Genomic DNA, 17,902 nt, shown 5'->3' with positions numbered 1-17,902 from the left:
GGGCTAAAAAGTGGCGTCAATAAACCCACAATGCCTTTGCCACGCTTCCGGCCCAGGTATACCAGGGGGCAATCCAAGTACCGACCAGCAAAATACCCAATACACAAAATCCCAATGCCAGTCGCCAGGCTGGTCGAATGTCTTTTATCGGTTCAACATTAGATGTAAACCGATATACAGTCTTGAGTACAACTAAGTAGTAGTAAAGCCCAATGACCGAGTTGAACACCCCCACAAAGGCTAACCAAATCTGACCGGCCTCAACTACCGAGCCCAAAACCAGTAGTTTGGCAACAAACCCGGCAAAAGGGGGAATGCCACCCAACGACAGCAATGCCACCAACATGGCAAGCGCCAGCGGTGCCGAACGTTGCTGCAATCCCTCCAGGGCTTTCAAGTCACTTGATCCGATCGCCTGCTCAACGACCGCTAAAACGCCAAAGGCAGCCAGGTTGGTCACTAAGTAGGCAATCAGATAATATACGGCACCGGTCGCTCCAAGTGGTGTGCCAGCCGCAACACCGATCAAAATGTAGCCGGCCTGGGCAATGGAAGAATACGCCAATAGGCGCTTGGTATTGGATTGAACCAACGCCAGGTAATTACCGACGAACATGCTCGCCGTCGCTAAAATACCGATCAGAAGTGTCCAAAACGAGGCTTGATCGGCAAAGGCGCCAATAAGAAATCGTAATAGAACCGCAAAACCAGCCGCCTTTGATGCCGTAGAAAGATACCCTGTCACCGGTGTAGGCGCGCCTTCATAAACATCAGGCGCCCAAAAATGCACAGGAACAGCAGCTATCTTAAACCCAAACCCCGCCAAAACAAAGACTAAGGCTATTGCGATCAGCCAGAGAGGGGCTTCCGCCTGACGCAATGCCATCGGCAGGTCGTACAAGCGTGTGGTGCCGCCCATCCCGTAGAGCAGACTCAAACCGTATAACAACATTGCCGACGCCACCGCGCCAAAGAGCATGTATTTCAACCCGGCTTCAGCCGACCGCACATCATAGAGGTAAAAGCCGGCCAAAACATAGAGAGGTATTGAAGCGGTCTCAATGGCGATAAACAGCATGACTAAATCCGCCGCAGAAGCCATCAAACTTAGCCCCAATACACTCAGGAGAAGCAAGGCATAAAACTCCCCTTTTCCGGCGATCGCTTTCACCTGCATCGCAAAAAGCGCTGTCAGCCCCGCCCCGGCCAGGAAGATCATCCGAAAGACAAACCCCACCGCATCCAGGCGCAGTGTCCCCCCCCACAATAAACGCGGCGCGGAAGATAGGGCGAAGACGAGGCTTAATATCCCAACAACAAGAGTCCCAATTGCCACCACGCCACCTAACCAACGCCGGCGTGAGGCTTCAGAGGTAAATAAGTCCAATCCCAGCACCAGTCCGGCTAAAATTAGTAAACCAATCTCAGGGACTAGAGCACGAATATAGGTCACAGGTAGGGTTGAAGCCGTCACTTACGCACCTCCCACCAAGGCTAAAATGTGACGCACCCCTGACTCAACAAATGGGGTAAGCAGCGAAGGGAACCACCCTAAAAGGATCATAATGGCTGAGAGCAGCAAGATGACCCCCTTGTCCTTTCCACTTACATCTCCCACTTTATCCGCCAATGCAGCGGGCATTTCGTCAAAGAAAACGCGCCGCACGACCAGAAGGATGTAGGCTGAAGTAATAATAATGCCCAATGCGGCAATAACGGCTACCCAGGGAGCGCGTTGCCAGGCACCCAAGAAGACCGGGAACTCTGCGATGAATCCGGAAAAGCCGGGCATTCCCATGGATACTAAACCCGAAATAATGAACCCCACCGCCGCCCAAGGCATCACCCGTGCTAATCCACCCAAAGCGGGTATATCGCGAGTGTGGGCACGATCATACACCATGCCAACAATGGCAAAAAAGAGAGCCGTCATCACCCCATGTGAAAACATCTGCAAGCCAGCACCCAGCAACCCCTCATGGGAAAGGGTAGCAAAGCCGATAAGCACTAACCCCATGTGGGAAACGGACGAGAAACCAATCACGTACTTAAAATCGGTCTGCACCATGGCAATGGCCGCCCCATAGACCACATTGATGGTAGCCAGAGCCAGAATAAGTGGCGACCAAAATTGAGCCCCTTGTGGTAATAACATGATTCCTGTGCGTAAAGCCGCAAAAGCCCCCACCTTCATCTCTACCCCAGCCAGCAACATAGAAATGGCGGTAGGGGCGGCTACGTGACCATCCGGCGCCCAACTGTGGAAAGGAAAGATACCTCCTAATACGGCAAATCCCAAGAAGATAAATGGGAACCAGAAACGTTGAAAATCCACGCCAAAATCGGCTTTCTCCAACGCCAGAAGGTCAAAGGTACGCAATCCCGAATTGAAATACAGGGCTAGCGCTCCCACTAATGCCAGCACCGAACCGATAAACAGATACAACGTTAGTTTCATGCCACCATAATCGCGGGTTTTAGGATAACCCCACAACACAATCATCAAATACTTGGGAAAGACAGCAATCTCAAAAAAGAAAAACAAGAGGAAAAGATCCAGAGAAACAAACACCCCCAAAATGCTGGTGGCCAAGAACATCATAAAAGCGAAAAACTCACGTGGTCGTTCTTCGACATTCCATGAGACCAAAACACCCGAAAACAAGACTAATGCCCCCAGCAGGACCATCGGAAGGCTAAACCCATCCACTCCCACTGAGTAAGAGATACCTAAATCCGGCAACCAGGGATAACGTTCAATGAACTGGTATCCCCCAGCATGGGTGTCATAGCGCAAATAGAGCACCAGGGCTAACCCCAATACCAACGTAGCAGCAACCAATGCAATACCTCGCACCCAGGAGCGGCGGTTCGCTGGTAAGTTCAATAAGATCAACCCGGCCACTAGGGGCGTTAGTACGATGGCGCTCAGAATGGGAAAATTCATTCCTCACCTCATCAGAAGAATGTCACAATGGCTTGGTTGATCATTCCCAGGATCCAGGCTGGCCATAACCCGGTAAGCAGACTGAGACCGATTAGGGGCAAAATAACCACTAGTTCTAGGGCGTTCATATCCGTGAGCACATTTTGCCAGCGCGGATTAAGGGGTCCATGCAATACCAAACGTAAGGCTTTCAGGATATAAGCCCCTGTTAAGAACAACCCGATCGTGCTCAAAGCGGTCGCCAGCATAAGTTGCGGCCATGCCCCTCGCACCACCAAGAACTCCGATATAAATCCCCCCAATCCTGGTAGCCCTAAAGACGCCATGGCCGTGAAGATCAACATCGTCCCATAAATGGGAAGAATGGCATACAGCCCACCAAAAGACTGCAAATCACGGGTATGGGCACGATCATAAATGACACCCACGAGGAAAAACATCCCAGCCGCGCTTAAGCCATGGTTAAACATCTGCAACATGGCACCGTTGAGGGCAAGGTTAGCATCCAGACGGGTTGGAGCATCTACGGCCCGCCAGGCCAGGGCTGCCGCTGCCACGCCCAAGACCACAAACCCCATATGGTTGATTGAAGAATAAGCAACCAGGCGTTTAAAATCTTGCTGTGCCAGCGCCCCCAACGCACCGAAGATAATTGCTGCCACCGCCAGTACCGCTAACCAAGGCGCAAACTGTTGTGCCTCATTGGGAAAGAGAGGTAACACCAAACGAATAAATCCATAGCCACCAAGTTTGAGCAAAACACCTGCCAGGATCATTGAACCAGCGGTAGGGGCTTCGGTGTGGGCATCGGGCAACCAAGTGTGAAACGGCCAAACCGGTACCTTGATTGCAAAAGCAATCACAAAAGCCCAAAAAGCAATCGCCTTTACCGTGCTCATAGACAGTCCCAGTGGGAGATCTAAGCGCGCCAGGGCCGGCCAACGTTGGAACAGCACCACCAGATCAAATGTCCCACTGCTCAATCCCATAACTTGAATGGCCAGCAACAATCCCAATGATCCACCCATGGTATAGAGGATGAACTTAAGCGCGGCATAATGCCGATTAGCACCTCCCCACTGGCTGATCAAAAAATACATGGGCACCAAACCGACTTCCCAGAAAACGAAGAAGAGCAACAGATCTAACGCCAGAAAGACGCCCAGCATACCAGTCTCAAGCAACAGGAAAAGCACTAGGTAAGCCTTGAGGTTCTCTTTGATGCTGCTCGAGGCCAGCAAAGCCAGTGGTGTGAGTAACGTGGTTAGCAGAACAAGCGGAAGCGAAAGTCCATCTATTCCCAAGTGATAAGACGATCCAATGGCGCTATACCAATCTACCTGCTCCACAAATCGAAAGCCATCTACACTAGGTGCCGCATCAAAGCGCGCCCAAAGGGCAAGGGTAAGAACCAAGGGAATGAGAGAAAAGAATAACGCTAACCCGCGTAGGCTTTTTTCCGTACGCAAAGGTAAAATGAGCAAAATAATGGCTCCCGCCGTGGGAATAAATAAGATCAAAGTCAACCAGTGTGCGTCCAACCAGGTCATTCTTTGCTCCTAAAGGCCGAGTTTAAACCATCCCAATGGAGAAGAGTACCAACCCAATGAGCAGGATGCCCACCAGCGCAATCAGAAGGTAGACCTGTAACCGCCCTGGTTGCAGAATACGCAAGCGCGCTCCAACCTCATGCGTTCCTTCTGCCAATGCATCACCAGCACCATTGACCAGCGGACGATCAATAAATTCACGAAAGCCGTGGCCTACGGCTAACCCTAAGCGACCAATTCCGTGCAGTATGCCATCAATGATTTTCCGATCAAGCCAATGATAGGTGAAAACATCTGCAACCCACAGCGCCGGGCGAATAAACACGAGTTGATAAAGTTCGTCAAGATAATATTTGTTCTGCCACAACCGGTATAGCCCACCCAGGGGCTTAGCCAGCACATCTTGAACACGATCGCGCTGGGATTGATAAACCCACCACCCCAGGAAAAGTCCGCCCAGCGAGGCTAGAATAGAAACCAAAAGCGGTGTAGTTGTAAATATTAGGTGATCTGCTTCACTCACATGCCCTAACATGCCCCCCACAAACGCCTCAAACCAATTGGGAAGAACTCCTCCTACCAGCGGAAAAGACGCCGGAATGCCCACCCAACCCGCTGCAAGAGCAAAAACGGCTAACACCGCTAGGGGAATGGTCATGACCGGACGTGATTCCTGCGCCTGTGCCGCTGCCGCAGTACGTGGCTGCCCTAAAAAAACCAACGTCAGTTGACGCATGGTGTAGAATGCCGTTAACAGCGCAGCAACGCCCAGGGTAATAAAAACAGGAAGATTGCCCTGAAATGCTGCGGTCAAGATTTCATCCTTAGACCAGAAACCGGCGGTGATTAGCGGAAAACCAGCCAGTGAAAGCCCCCCAACCAGGAACGTCCAAAAGGTCACGGGCATCTTGTGGCGCAACCCGCCCATGTTGAACATATCTTGGGGATCTACATGTTCGCCGGTATGGTAAACACCATGCTCCATTCCGTGGATGACCGAACCCGACGCTAGAAATAGCAAGGCTTTGAAGAAGGCATGGGTAACCAGATGAAACGTTGCGGCAACGTAAGCACCTATCCCCAAGGCGGCGATCATATACCCGAGTTGCGAGATCGTCGAATAGGCTAAAACGCGTTTGATATCCCGCTGGGCTAAACCGATGGTCGCTGCAAACAGAGCGGTAAATGCACCGATAAATGCCATCGCTACCATCGGAGGCGTCAGCGGTTCTCCCGGCATCCATCCAGCAGAAAGCAAGGGGAAGAAGCGGATCATCAAATATACCCCTGCTGAGACCATGGTCGCGGCATGGATCATGGCCGAAACCGGCGTAGGGCCTTCCATGGCGTCCGGCAACCATACATGCAAAGGAAACTGCGCCGATTTACCCACCGTGCCGGTAAAAAGCAGTAACCCAATTAGCGCAGCCCAGGACAATCCCGCAACAGGCGAGATTGTGGAAGCCAGGATTTCAAGTACCTGGGGATTACCCAGAATTGCACGGTAGTTAAGACTACCAGTAAGGGCATAGAGCGCTGCCAATCCAAGCAGCATAAACACATCCCCAATCCGAGTGGTCAAAAAGGCCTTAACCGCTGCGTTCCGGGCCGATTCTTTGGCATACCAGAATCCGATCAACAGGTAAGAACATAACCCCATGACCTCCCAGCCGATATAAAGTGTTAACAAGTTATCACTGACGACCAATAAATACATCGCAAAGGCAAAGAGGCTAACTAGCGCGAAGAATCGCGCATACATCGGTTCAATCGAAGGTACACGATGAGGATGGCCATGAGCGTCTTTGACTTCGGCGCCGCGGGGAGGCAAACCCGGCCGATCGTGAACGCCCCGGGGATGACCATAATTGTGGTACCCCACACTGTAAATAAAGATCATCAAAATGGTCCAAGCCACAAAAAACAACGTTACAACAGTTAAGGGATCAACCTGGACCCCGATTTGAAACCAAGTATCTCCGGTTGGAATCCAATTTAACGCCGCACTCCAGGGGTGTTCAGCGAGGCGATCGGATTGCAGGGCGCGCCCAAACACGACCATGCTCCCCAGCCACGAGAGACCTACAGCCCCAATAGCCAGCCCATGGCTGAGGCTGTTACGCCGATAAGCAAAGGTCATGATCAAGAAAAATGCCAACAAGGGCGGTAGAGGCAATAACCAAACTAGGGTCTCAAATGGCATGTTGCTTTCCCCTTTATCCTTTGATCTAGCCTTTGAGCAGGGTCATTTCATCAACCACCACCGTGTGGTGGCGACGATAGGCAGAGATGATTAACGCCAGCGCAACTGCCGTCTCGGCAGCAGCCAGTACAAACACCATTGCCGCAAAGACCATCCCATTTACTTGAGGTACCCCCCGCACCTGCGACCAGTAGTGCCAGAAGGCCAAAAGATTGATATTAACTGCATTGAGCATCAATTCAATTCCCATCAAGATAACAATGGCATGCCGGCGAGCCAAAACGGTAAATAAACCAATGCTAAACAAAACCGCAGAAAAAATAAGGTACCAGGAAAGTGGAATCACGATCGTTCTCCTTTCCGTTCAAAGGCAATGTAAACCGCCCCGATCAGCGCAGCCAGCAGTAATACTGAAGCCACTTCAAAAGGCACGGCATACCCTTCTGCGTCTACCAATGCTTGCCCTAAAGGCAAGACAGCGTCAAATGTAGAGCCTAACTCTTGCAACCCAGTGTTTCCAATTATCCAGCCAGCCATGGTAAATGCCAGGATGGCACCAATCAAGCCAGCGATTCCTGCAGCAACCCAGGCATAAGCGTTAAGGCGAGCACCACTTTCATCTGTTCGCTGTGTCACCATAATTGCGAAAACAATCAAAATCAAAATGGCACCAATATAAACCAAGAGTTGGACAATGGCAAAAAAACTGGCCTCTAGAGTTATGAAAAGCACTCCAACACCTAGCAAGGCCACCGCCAGCCACAAGGCAGCATGCATCATGCGGCGTGAAGCCACCATCATCACCGCCGCTCCTACAGTAAGAAAAGCGGTGATTACAAATACCCATTGCAAGATACTCATGAAGCTACCCCTGTTTCAGACGGATTGATCAGATTTTCGGGTCGTGCTACCGGGCGCCCAGGCTGGGCGACCGGTTGTCGGCGCAACCTCTCCCGCGAGGATAACAAACGGTCCAAAATAACATAGGCCAAGGCATTAACACCCAACAAAACTAGAACTCGCACCAAAGGCAATGCTCCGCGCAAGAAATAATCCACAAGTGCAATGATTATTAAGAGGAGCAGTGCTAGTGGAGTCAAAACTTTCCAATTCAAGTCCATCACCTGGTCAATGCGAAAGCGTGGCAACGTTCCTCGCAACAAGATCATCAAAAGATACACAGCACTACTCTTGAGGAATAAATACACAAACCCTAACACCGGATAGGCCTCTGCACCTGGGCCGCGCCATCCACCCAAGAACAACACCGCAAAAATCAGCGAAACTGTAAACGCTTTGAGAAATTCCGCCACATAGAAAAAGCCAAACTTCAACCCCGAATACTCCACGCTATACCCTGCCACCAGTTCTGACTCGGCTTCAGGTAGGTCAAAGGGAGCGCGGCCAACTTCAGCCACTGAGGCCGTCAGGAATATCAAGGCCGGCAATGGTGCGAGGAAGAGAAACCACACCTCTTGGGCCCGGGTGATAGCATTCAAATTAAGACTTCCGCTGAACATGACCGGAACCAAAGCCGATAATGTCATCGGCACACTATAAGAAATAAGTTGTGCCACCGTGCGTAACGCTCCTAAAAGGGCATACTTATTGTTTGAGCTCCAACCAGCCAAAATAATGGCAATTTCACCTATGGCCCCGACGGCCAAAAGGTACAAAATACCCACATTGAGTTCAGCCCCAAACACCGTTGCCGAGAAAGGTATGACCGCCCATACCATGAGCGCCGCCGCCACCGAGAGCACCGGTGCTAAATTAAAAGGCACTCGATCCGCACCCGCCGGCGTAATGTGTTCTTTGGTAAAAATTTTGAGCACATCCGCAATGGGCTGCAACAATCCCCACGGTCCAACCCGATTCGGACCCAGACGGTCCTGAAGTCGTCCGATCAGTTTACGTTCTAACCACAGTTGTAGGATGACAAACAACAGGGCTGCCGTGGCCAGCAGTACTGCGCCTATTGTATAACGGATGACCAGTATCCATCCCTCCGGCACACCCCAAAAGAGCAAGAGATTTTCTAGCCACAGGCGCAAAAACGTGATCGGATCCTGCCAAAAAGCGGTCATTACCCCTCCCATGCAAAATCTTTCTCAAGGCTTCACTGCCAGTTGAGAGCTCCCTTGCGCCAGGCATAAAAAAGGCCACCCAGAAGAATGGCCAGGAAAATGATGGCTTCAACAATCGCAAAAAGCGGTAGCTGTTGATACGCTACCGCCCAAGGATAAAGAAGCACCGACTCTACATCAAAGATTAGAAAAGCCAAAGCAAATAGATAATACTGAATTCGCAGTTGCGTCCAGGTTGGTCCAACGGTTTCAACGCCACATTCGTAGGTAGCTTCTTTAATCGGATTAGGCTTTTTTGGAGCCAATAAACCGGCTAAGAAAATAGCGATAGCTGGTAAAGCAACCGCTACCAGCGTAAAAATTCCGATGTATAACCATGCGCTTAACATATCATGCCTCATGGATCTCAGGATATTTTCTTATCCTGGCGGGATTGTGCCTATCCCCCGCCTATGGCTTTATTCTATCAACGGGTTGCCATCTTGTAAAGCAATCCGAGTGTAGTTATCCAAACAGTGCGATTTTTCACAATTTCTCTGCATTAGGAGAACCGCTTCATCCACCATCTTTGCCATGTCAAGGCCATCACCCACATCAAACCACCCAGCCCAACCCAAATCCAATTAGACACTCCTAGTGGAGTCGCCACATGGATAGTAAATGGCCAAGCTAATATGGGTAACCCTCCACCATCAACCCCCTCCACCGAAGAGGTCTGAGCATAAATCCAAAGCGTCCCTCGAATGGGTTGGTCGGTCTGAGACATTAATCGCCATGTCAGGGTCATTCCTTTTCGGAGATCCACCACTTCCCGCCAAATCCCTGCCGGCTCAACATATCCTCCGTTTATTTCTAATCGCACAGTTAATACTAAACGCAAGGGAGAAGCGACTGGATCGCTCGGTAAGGGAGTACTAACACCTGGTACCCAATTCAATGATATTTTTCCCCATTCCCTGGGACGCAGGCGCTGAGGCCAACCGATAACGAGCTGCCCATGACTTAATGCCCCGACGGTATCTATCTGAATATCTTCACCCTCTGGTTGATTCGATAGCCATTCCAAATCGGGGTGCAAAGTGATCCAAGTCGTACGAGATGGCCAAAGGGCCAACCCCAACAGAAGTGCTCCGATTATGAGCAGACCAACCCGTATTCCCATGGAAACGGAATTTCGCATTTCTTTCACCACTGCCTATGTATGGGGTCTATTTTGCAGATATTGAACCAAAACAAGGGGTAAATAGAGAGGTAAGGATAGAAACAGACGCGTAAAAGACTGGCGCGCAGTGAGCGTATTCAGCCATACGGCTTGCAGTTTAGGACTCGTTACCAGGAAATTTGCCGCTCGCTTAGGATGGGAATACACCCACCGCCCCAAACGCGCCGCAAAACGTAGCTCCCGTCCCAGGGTCGTCTGCACCATACGCGTATAGGCTGCCAAATCAGCCCGGCGGTCAGTTAAGCCGATCTGCAGCGCTTGAGATGCCAGACAGGCACTCCATAAGGCATAGGATATGCCCTCACCCAAAAACGCATCGGCCAAATTGGCAGCATCTCCCACCAAAAGCATCCGTCGGGTATGTAAGGGATACCTTTGACCCCCAAGCGGAATACGATGACCACGCACAAGGCGTACTTGGCCCTTTGCTAAGTGCATATACTGCCCCATGAATCGTTCCAGCGTTCCCTTTAGGTCAGGTACACGCCCCCCATGTGCTGCAAACACGCCTACCGAAAGGTGACCCCTTTTTGGGAATATCCACCCATATCCAAAAGGTAGGACTCCGAAATCAAACGTTAGATACGGCCCTTGCGTTTCTAACCCCCTTGATGGAACATCCACCTCGGCCTCTAAGGCCACACCGGTAACACGACTGAACCCCACGAATTGACGGGCAATAAGACTATTTACCCCATCCGCTCCTACGAGGTAACTTGCGCGCAGAATTCCGGTCGGGGTCTCCACCTCCACATGGTCTGGCGTTTCCTCAATCCTCAAGGCTGGCGTACGATCTTGGAGATGAGCACCAGCCATCTGTGCCAACTCTGCTAACCAAGCATCAAAACGGTCCCGCATTACCAACGCAGCGACGAATGAGTTATCCGTTTTTTCCAAAATGACTTGCCCGTTCCAAGCCAACCGGCCACCGACCGCATAGACTTCAATTACATCCGAAGGTTCGGCAGGTAAACATTGGAGCGCACGCCACGTCAAACCACCACCGCAGGGCTTATAACGGGGCAAGGCCGCTTTCTCAAGTAAGATCACATTAATCCCGACCCGCGCAAGAAGATAAGCACACATCGTCCCGGCTGGCCCAGCCCCGACCACAATGACATCTGCGCCCATAATGCCCTCTTGTGCCCAATCAGGGTTTCTCCATTATAGTCGCCTTTTGGGGCATAATAAGAAAAAAACCCCTGAAACAGGGGTGTTAAAGAAGACTCAGGTAGGTCAGGTTCGGGCAACTCGCCATGAAGGCTTTGGCAATACCAGGATGCCAATGCTCGCCACATACATCAGGTAGGCAATGACCTCCGTGAGCGATGGGTTTGCATTATAGCCAAATAATGCCGTTAACACCTGGCCGATAAACGTGCTCTCAGGCAATAAATGACCGATATCCCAAAGCGGATCTACAACCGCTGGAATCCAGCCAATTTCATTAAACTCATGCACTCCATGGGCAACCAACCCAGCAGCGAATAAGAGAAGTAAGACATTACTCAACTGGAAAAAGCGCTTAAGATTCAAGCGATACGTTGTGGTGAAAATGACCCACCCCACAAATGCGGCCAAGGCCAACCCAAGCAACGCACCACCCCAAGTTGGTAAAGCACCTGCCGCAAAACGGGCCGCCAGGAGAAAAATGGCCAATTCAATTCCCTCACGACCAACCGCCGTAAAAGCCACCAGGAAAAGGCCCCAAGCGCCGCGGCGTTGAGTTTCAACTCGCACGTCATGCTCTAATTCGCGACGAATTGCAGCACCCTGACGATGTAACCAGAGGATCATCCAGGTCAAAAGACCAGCCGCCAGTAGCATCATCACGCCCTCAAAAGCAGCTTCTGCCTGCCCTTCCAGTTCCATACCCAGGGCATTCAAGCCCCAACCCACGACCAGGCTACCTCCCGCTGCTGCCGCTACCCCCAACCACACTGACCGTTTAAGGGACTGCAATTGAAACTTTTCCAGCGCCCCCAAAAGAATGCCGATAACCAGGGCCGCTTCCAGCCCTTCACGTAATGCCAGCAAGAAAGCAGCAAACATGATGCAAACACCTCACAGTAATGGGATTTTTACGGCTGTTTCTGTTGGCTCTGGCCAAGTCAGAAAATAATGCCCACACGCATATTTTATCATATTTTTAGATATATTTGATAAAAATTCGCTTTAATACCAAAAAGAAAAACCCGGAAAAACTTCCGGGTTCCTGGAACGATTCCTGGGTATGATCTATTTTAACGAGAGCCAGGATTTTACTCTCGTGGTTAACATACTATAGAGGGGACAACGGTCATAAACTGCGCTGAAGATTAACCCCAATCCGACAGCTATTAGAATCCAGGAGGCGTTATTGTTCCATCCCAATACCAACACAATGGTCCCGCTTATCAGACGCAATAATCGCTCGGTCAATCCCAACGAGATGTGTGGTGTTTGCCCCCGAGTCAATGCATCAAACAACTGGCCTAACGTCGCTTCGGATTGTAAACCCATTCGACGGAATACTTCTTTGCCCCGATCAAAACCGATTAGGGTTGGGATACCTAGAATGTTCAAGGTCTGCACCAACTCAGGCGATTCATCTGCGTTTACTCGGACAAGTTCTACCTGGCCCGCATATCTCTGAGCCACCCGTTCTAACACTGGCGCCATTACCCGGCACGGTCCACACCAAGGAGCCCAAACCTCAACAACAATGGGTAAGGATGATTGGTTAAGCGTACTTTGCCATTCTTCAAGATTCATTGTCAGTGTCCCTCCGTGGGACAATTAATTGGCTTGCCAGTAGTAGCTCCAGCAAGCCAACCATACAAACGATTGAACTAGGACCCTAAGCCTTGTTGGTGCGGATCTTAAAGAGCGCATATAGCGGGCACCATCCTAGCAGACCGGTAAGCAAGGGCACAAAACCCAAAATCTTAAAGGCAACGCCCCAACCCCCACTAACGAAACCACCCCAGCCTAAAACCAATAACACTAAACCTAGCACGATCCGCACAACACGATCCCAACCGGCTTCATTTACACGCATGGCTGACCTCCCATAACCTAAAAATTTTCTTTCTAATAAATTGGATGCACTTGGTCCCCAAAGGTTACATATGAAGCCCTTATTGATGCCGACGAGACGAAGGAATACCCATCAAGGCCAGATTTGAGAAGAGAAACAAAACCCCAAAAATGAGCATCAGCGGGGTGTAACCCACGGCATCGGCAATCGGTCCACCAATGTAGGCCCCAATTGCCCCCGCTCCCGCCCCGGCCAGGTTAGAAAGCCCCAAAAAACGCCCGGCGTGCTCTTCCGGAACAATTTCGGTTCCCAAAGCCCAGTTCGCCGCATAAAAAAGGCCAGTTGCAGCTCCTAAGACGGCACCGGCAACACGCAACAGGGCTAAATCAGGTGCCAACACCACAATCGCTGCCCCCAGTGCCGCCATGCTCCCCGCCAGCAATAGAATAAGGTGTTTACCAAAGCGGTCGCTTAGCCAACCACTGGGGAGGGTTGAGAGCAAAACGAAAATTCCCACCACCATCACGATACTGGCAGCCGGTGCCGCTGCCCGTTCCCCTTGAAGGTCCACAAACCGCTCTTGCAGATAATAAATAAGAAAAGTGGCCAGATTGGTTGAGCCCACCAGATAAGACAAACGATTCACCACCCACCAAGGAAAACCCGGTGCCAATTTCCAATCTCGACCCAATCCTATGCGCAGACTTCCCAAAACACCGCCTACAACCGCGATCATGATCATCAACAAACCTAGAGCACCGATTAGCCAGCGCCGCCATTCCAATGTCAGGGGTTGGGTGACCGCTACTCCCCACCGAATGACCAATCCACTCCCAAGGATAATGGCCGTGAACAACGCTGTCATTAGCAATAACCGAAAGAAAGGTCGCCAATCCAACGACACGGGTGGGGTTGTCAAACGGCGTTCGGAGATGGTCATGGTAACCCCTGCACAAATGACAAGCACACCGATGACGGCGCCGATGCCTCCCCACAAATTTCCGTTGCCGATCAAACGTGCTACCACGAAGGAAACAAAGATGAGCGGCAAAGGCAGTTCCAGAAACGCCTTTACCCCGGAGAAGCGTCCCCGCAGTGATTCGGGCACCAGATCAGGGATCAGCCCTTGCGTGGCCGCGTGGGCAATATTCGAACTGATCATTGAGAAAATATACAGCCCAAAGAGCACCCAAAAGCCCTCTAGTCCATGCAAACCTGCCGCGACACCCATTAGGATGAACGCGATCACTTCCCCCACTGTCCCTACCAGGATGAACGGACGCCGCCTTCCCCATGGATGAACACTTCGATCCGAAAGCATGCCCATCAGCGCCTGGGTTAGCAGAGCAACCATCAACGCCCATAGGCGGATAACACCCAGGTAGGTACCCTTGGCAACCTCCCCCACAAACTGTTGCACTAATAATGGGACGATAATTGGTGATATCGTTTGACCGCGTGTGGTGAGGGCAAACCAATACAAGTTATATCGAATGTAATCGTACCAGCGGGGATGGGGAGGGTTGGACACAGAAACACCTCGCTTATCATCAAGAATGGCAGGATGGATTCATTTTAGCAAAAGGTTGTATCATGAGGTGTAAGTGCGCGGGATATTCTCAGCGCAACCTTTATGACCCACACGGGTTAGGTAAAATAGTGCCAGCCCTTGAACCATAAGGAGTAAACGATGCCAAACGAACGAACCCGTAAAGTTGTGGTTACCGGTGTTTTGGGTGCGATTGCCATATTCCTGGGCCTAACCCGTCTAGGCTTCATCCCTTGGTTTACCGGCGCCTCGTTGACGATCATGCATGTGCCGGTCATTATTGGCGCCGTCCTCGAAGGTCCGGTTGTGGGTTTGGGAATTGGATTTATTTTTGGCGCCTTCAGTATGCTTCAGGCTGCCATTGCCCCGACCGGACCCGCGGATGTCTGGTTCACTAACCCGCTTATCTCTGTTATTCCCCGGCTCTTCATTGGGCCAGTGGCCTGGTTGGTTTGGCGTGCTTTGGAACAGTGGCCCGGAATCGCCTTGCTCATCGCCGGTATCGCAAGTAGCCTGACCAATACTATCCTGGTACTCGGTGCCATTGGTCTGCTTGGTCTTCTTCCCTGGCCAGCGATGCTGCCAATTGTGGCGTTAAACGGAATTCCAGAAGCAGTTGCATCGGCGCTACTCACACTGGCCGTCGTAAGCGCCTACCGCCAACTACCTCGTCGCGCCCAAGGAGCCCGCTTATAGAAGCAGGATTACACCTGCCAACCCAACTGCGATCAACAGGAACAACCAGTCCCCCGTCGTCCACGGATGCCCTCTGCGGGGGCGCTCTGCGGCGGGATTGCTATATCCCCGCGCCTCCATTGCCAGCGCCAAGGTTTCGGCTTTGCGCAAAGTCAGCAAAAAAAGGGGAATCAGCAGGGGATATAGCTGCCGCACCCGCGCAACCAACCCACCTCGTCCGCTTCCCCAAATGGCCCCGCGTGAGGCTTGTGCTTTAGCAATTCGCTCAAGAATAAGCGCCAGGTAGGGAATAAAGCGCAATGCAATTTGAACTGCCATGGCTACATCACGCGCAGGTATGCCAATAAACCTGAGCGGATACAGCAACTGACGCAATGCCCGCACTATCTCGGTATTTGAAATGCAATACGAGCCTAAAAGTAACCATAACAATAACACTGCAAACCGGGTTCCTAACATCAACCCGGCCATTACACCTCCCTGGCTAATACGCATCCATCCCCACTGCACCACCCAGCTCCCTTCAACACGATAAGACACCCAAATAGTCTGAATCAGCATCAAAAAGAGGAGAAACGGCAGCGGCAAAAGCAGGCTCCGCAATGGGTAACCCCAGCCAACGCGCGCCAAACGCAATATCAGAAGCGCCCCCAATAAAGCCAGAATGAGCCCTCTCAAATGCAGGCTGAACACCACTGCCAATACAATGCCGGTTAAAGCCAATACCTTAACTCGTGGTTCACGGCGATGCACTACCGTGTCCAGAGGGAGATACTGCCCCAAAGAGATCAAACGCAAATATTCAAACGACTCGCTCATGAACCAACCCCTAAGGCCTTTTGCACAGCAGTGATCAATTGAGCCTCGTGGTTCACCCAGGGTACCGGCCAACCTTTTTGACGAAGGCTGAGTATCACATGGAATAACAAAGGAGTCACCAGACCACTGGTCTGTAGCGACAGACCATTAGCAAAAACTTGCTGGGGTAAACCGCCCGCCCAATGAGTGCCTTTTACGAGAATCTCCACTCGGTCGATGAGGGGAAGTAAATCATCCAAATGATGGGTGGCAATCACATGGGTCACACCGTTGGCCTTTAACTGATTCAGACTCAGCAGTAGCCCGCGCCGAGACGCCGGATCTAATCCTGCTGTGGGCTCATCGAGTAACAACACCTTGGGCCGCATCGCCAAAACCGAAGCCAATGCCACTTTCCGCCGCTCACCACCACTTAGCGTGAAAAGCGGGCGGTCTTTGTAGGCGTCAAAATCCAGCCCTACCATGCCTAACGCCCATCGCACGCGCTCGCGCAATTCCTTTACCCCCATTTGGCGCGGAGCAAACGCGACTTCATCCCCAACGTAGGTTTCAAAAAATTGCACTTCAGGATTCTGCATCAATAGGCCAGCATACTGCCGCACTTGACGGAGATCAAGATTGGCCGGCAAGGTAAATGGACCCACCCGCACCTCTCCCTTCTGTGGCAAAAGCAACCCATTTAGATGCTGGAGCAAGGTTGATTTACCTGAACCGGTTGCGCCCATCAAGGCCACGGCCTCACCCTCACCCACCTGCAAATCTACGCCCCGTAATGCCACATGAGCCATCGGGGTGCCTCGTAAATAGGTATGGCCCAATCCCTTCACCTCAATCAAAGCTGAATCCAACTCGCGAGAATTTTCACTAATATTTATTGAATTCCCCTTCGCATCACCCGGAAAAGGTGGGATATTGTTTATTAGATCTTCCGGTTGGAGCACCCTTGCGGGGAAACCCGCATAGATAAAATGTAACTTTTGAGCCAGGCGCAGGGTGGGTGGAATTTCGAGCCCCAGAGATTCAAGGCGACCCGGATTGGCAAACACAGTTTCGGGCGAGCCATCAAGAACAATACGTCCATGGTGCATGACAATCACCCGCCGAGCACGTGCCGCTTCATCCATGTGATGCGTGACGTGGATCAGAGTAATCCCCTCGCGATTGACGGCTTCTGCCAAATCCAGCAAACGCATCCGCCCTTGAGGATCTAGCATCGTAGTTGCTTCGTCCAAAACCAGACAACGCGGGCGCACTACCAGCACCCCGGCTAACGCCAAGCGTTGGATCTGTCCCGCTGAGAGCAAGTGCGGCGGACGTTGCCGATGTTCCCACAGTCCCAACACCTGGAGCATCTCTGCTACCCGTTGGCGTATCTCCGACTCAGCCAATCCCAGGTTTTCCAGCCCAAACGCCACGTCCTCTTCCACCACACTGGCAACGATTTGATCTTCGGGAAACTGGAAAACCATCCCCACAGATTGGCGGATAAACGGGTGTGCAGTCACGTCCCGCGTATTCCATCCTTCTATCCACACATCCCCTTTTTCAGGCAATAACAGAGCATTAAAATGACGAACCAAGGTGGATTTACCCGATCCGTTCGCCCCAATGATAGCAATGTATTCCCCGGCTTCTATCTCTAGATCAATGCCTCGTAAGGCCGGCCAGATCTCGCCGTTTGGAGCACGATAAACGTAATGAAGATTTCTTACACAAATCTGGGGTCTTGTCATTGCCCCGCAATTCTAACACAGCCACATAAACGCCGACGGTGAATTTGGACGCCAAAGACAACCTCAGATACAATTAG

Annotated in this window: 17 protein-coding genes; 1 reads left to right on the top strand and 16 read right to left on the bottom strand. The window is 51.4% G+C overall.

From position 1 onward, the window contains the following. Positions 1–16 precede the first annotated feature (16 nt). The 14 genes from AC01YT_RS03375 to AC01YT_RS03310 all read right to left on the bottom strand — a co-directional run bounded on the left by AC01YT_RS03375 (position 17) and on the right by AC01YT_RS03310 (position 14,559). Positions 17–1,474, bottom strand: a complete 1,458-nt coding sequence (locus AC01YT_RS03375; RefSeq protein ID WP_476672798.1) for an NADH-quinone oxidoreductase subunit N — start codon at positions 1,472–1,474, stop codon at positions 17–19. After that, positions 1,475–2,947, bottom strand: coding sequence for a complex I subunit 4 family protein (locus tag AC01YT_RS03370; RefSeq protein ID WP_476672797.1), 1,473 nt, complete (start codon positions 2,945–2,947; stop codon positions 1,475–1,477). Positions 2,948–2,958: 11 nt separating this feature from the next. Next, a complete protein-coding gene (locus AC01YT_RS03365; RefSeq protein ID WP_476672796.1) occupies positions 2,959–4,497 on the bottom strand; it encodes a complex I subunit 4 family protein in 1,539 nt (512 codons plus the stop codon). A 22-nt stretch (positions 4,498–4,519) separates the two neighbouring features. Further along, positions 4,520–6,700, bottom strand: coding sequence for an NADH-quinone oxidoreductase subunit L (gene nuoL, locus AC01YT_RS03360; RefSeq protein WP_476672795.1), 2,181 nt, complete (start codon positions 6,698–6,700; stop codon positions 4,520–4,522). 25 nt (positions 6,701–6,725) lie between these two features. Then, positions 6,726–7,046 (bottom strand): NADH-quinone oxidoreductase subunit NuoK, encoded by a 321-nt coding sequence (nuoK, locus tag AC01YT_RS03355; RefSeq protein WP_424912002.1) that lies wholly within the window; start codon positions 7,044–7,046, stop codon positions 6,726–6,728. After that, on the bottom strand, positions 7,043–7,561 hold the full coding sequence (locus tag AC01YT_RS03350) for an NADH-quinone oxidoreductase subunit J family protein (RefSeq protein WP_476672794.1): 519 nt from the start codon (positions 7,559–7,561) through the stop codon (positions 7,043–7,045). The genes nuoK and AC01YT_RS03350 overlap by 4 nt, the downstream gene beginning before the upstream one ends. Then, the gene (gene nuoH, locus AC01YT_RS03345) at positions 7,558–8,787 is read right to left on the bottom strand and encodes an NADH-quinone oxidoreductase subunit NuoH (protein ID WP_424912004.1); all 1,230 of its coding nucleotides are present in this window, start codon (positions 8,785–8,787) and stop codon (positions 7,558–7,560) included. Before nuoH ends, AC01YT_RS03350 begins: the two co-directional genes overlap by 4 nt. A 32-nt stretch (positions 8,788–8,819) precedes the next feature. Continuing rightward, positions 8,820–9,176: an NADH-quinone oxidoreductase subunit A gene (locus AC01YT_RS03340; protein ID WP_315625910.1), complete on the bottom strand. Its 357-nt coding sequence runs from the start codon at positions 9,174–9,176 to the stop codon at positions 8,820–8,822. Positions 9,177–9,328: 152 nt separating this feature from the next. Beyond that, positions 9,329–9,967: a hypothetical protein gene (locus AC01YT_RS03335; RefSeq protein WP_476672793.1), complete on the bottom strand. Its 639-nt coding sequence runs from the start codon at positions 9,965–9,967 to the stop codon at positions 9,329–9,331. 15 nt (positions 9,968–9,982) lie between these two features. Then, entirely contained in the window at positions 9,983–11,140 is a 1,158-nt protein-coding gene (locus tag AC01YT_RS03330; protein ID WP_476672792.1) for a geranylgeranyl reductase family protein, read from the bottom strand. 105 nt (positions 11,141–11,245) lie between these two features. Beyond that, a complete protein-coding gene (locus AC01YT_RS03325; RefSeq protein WP_424912007.1) occupies positions 11,246–12,061 on the bottom strand; it encodes an FTR1 family iron permease in 816 nt (271 codons plus the stop codon). Positions 12,062–12,247: 186 nt separating this feature from the next. Beyond that, a complete protein-coding gene (locus AC01YT_RS03320; RefSeq protein ID WP_424912008.1) occupies positions 12,248–12,763 on the bottom strand; it encodes a thioredoxin domain-containing protein in 516 nt (171 codons plus the stop codon). 85 nt (positions 12,764–12,848) lie between these two features. Next, positions 12,849–13,049, bottom strand: a complete 201-nt coding sequence (locus AC01YT_RS03315; protein ID WP_315625905.1) for a YgaP family membrane protein — start codon at positions 13,047–13,049, stop codon at positions 12,849–12,851. A gap of 79 nt (positions 13,050–13,128) precedes the next feature. Continuing rightward, entirely contained in the window at positions 13,129–14,559 is a 1,431-nt protein-coding gene (locus AC01YT_RS03310) for an MFS transporter (RefSeq protein WP_476672791.1), read from the bottom strand. Positions 14,560–14,718: 159 nt separating this feature from the next. Between AC01YT_RS03310 and AC01YT_RS03305 the strand changes: the two genes are divergently transcribed. Continuing rightward, positions 14,719–15,273 (top strand): ECF transporter S component, encoded by a 555-nt coding sequence (locus AC01YT_RS03305; protein WP_476672790.1) that lies wholly within the window; start codon positions 14,719–14,721, stop codon positions 15,271–15,273. Here AC01YT_RS03305 and AC01YT_RS03300 read toward each other — a convergent pair. Further along, the gene (locus AC01YT_RS03300; protein WP_476672789.1) at positions 15,268–16,092 is read right to left on the bottom strand and encodes an energy-coupling factor transporter transmembrane component T family protein; all 825 of its coding nucleotides are present in this window, start codon (positions 16,090–16,092) and stop codon (positions 15,268–15,270) included. The genes AC01YT_RS03305 and AC01YT_RS03300 overlap by 6 nt on opposite strands. Further along, positions 16,089–17,825, bottom strand: coding sequence for an energy-coupling factor transporter ATPase (locus AC01YT_RS03295; protein WP_476672788.1), 1,737 nt, complete (start codon positions 17,823–17,825; stop codon positions 16,089–16,091). The genes AC01YT_RS03300 and AC01YT_RS03295 overlap by 4 nt, the downstream gene beginning before the upstream one ends. Positions 17,826–17,902 lie beyond the last annotated feature (77 nt).

This window comes from Thermanaerothrix sp. (assembly GCF_056331585.1).
Note: the sequence above shows the minus strand (reverse complement) of the source record. Positions and strands in the feature narration are given on the sequence as shown.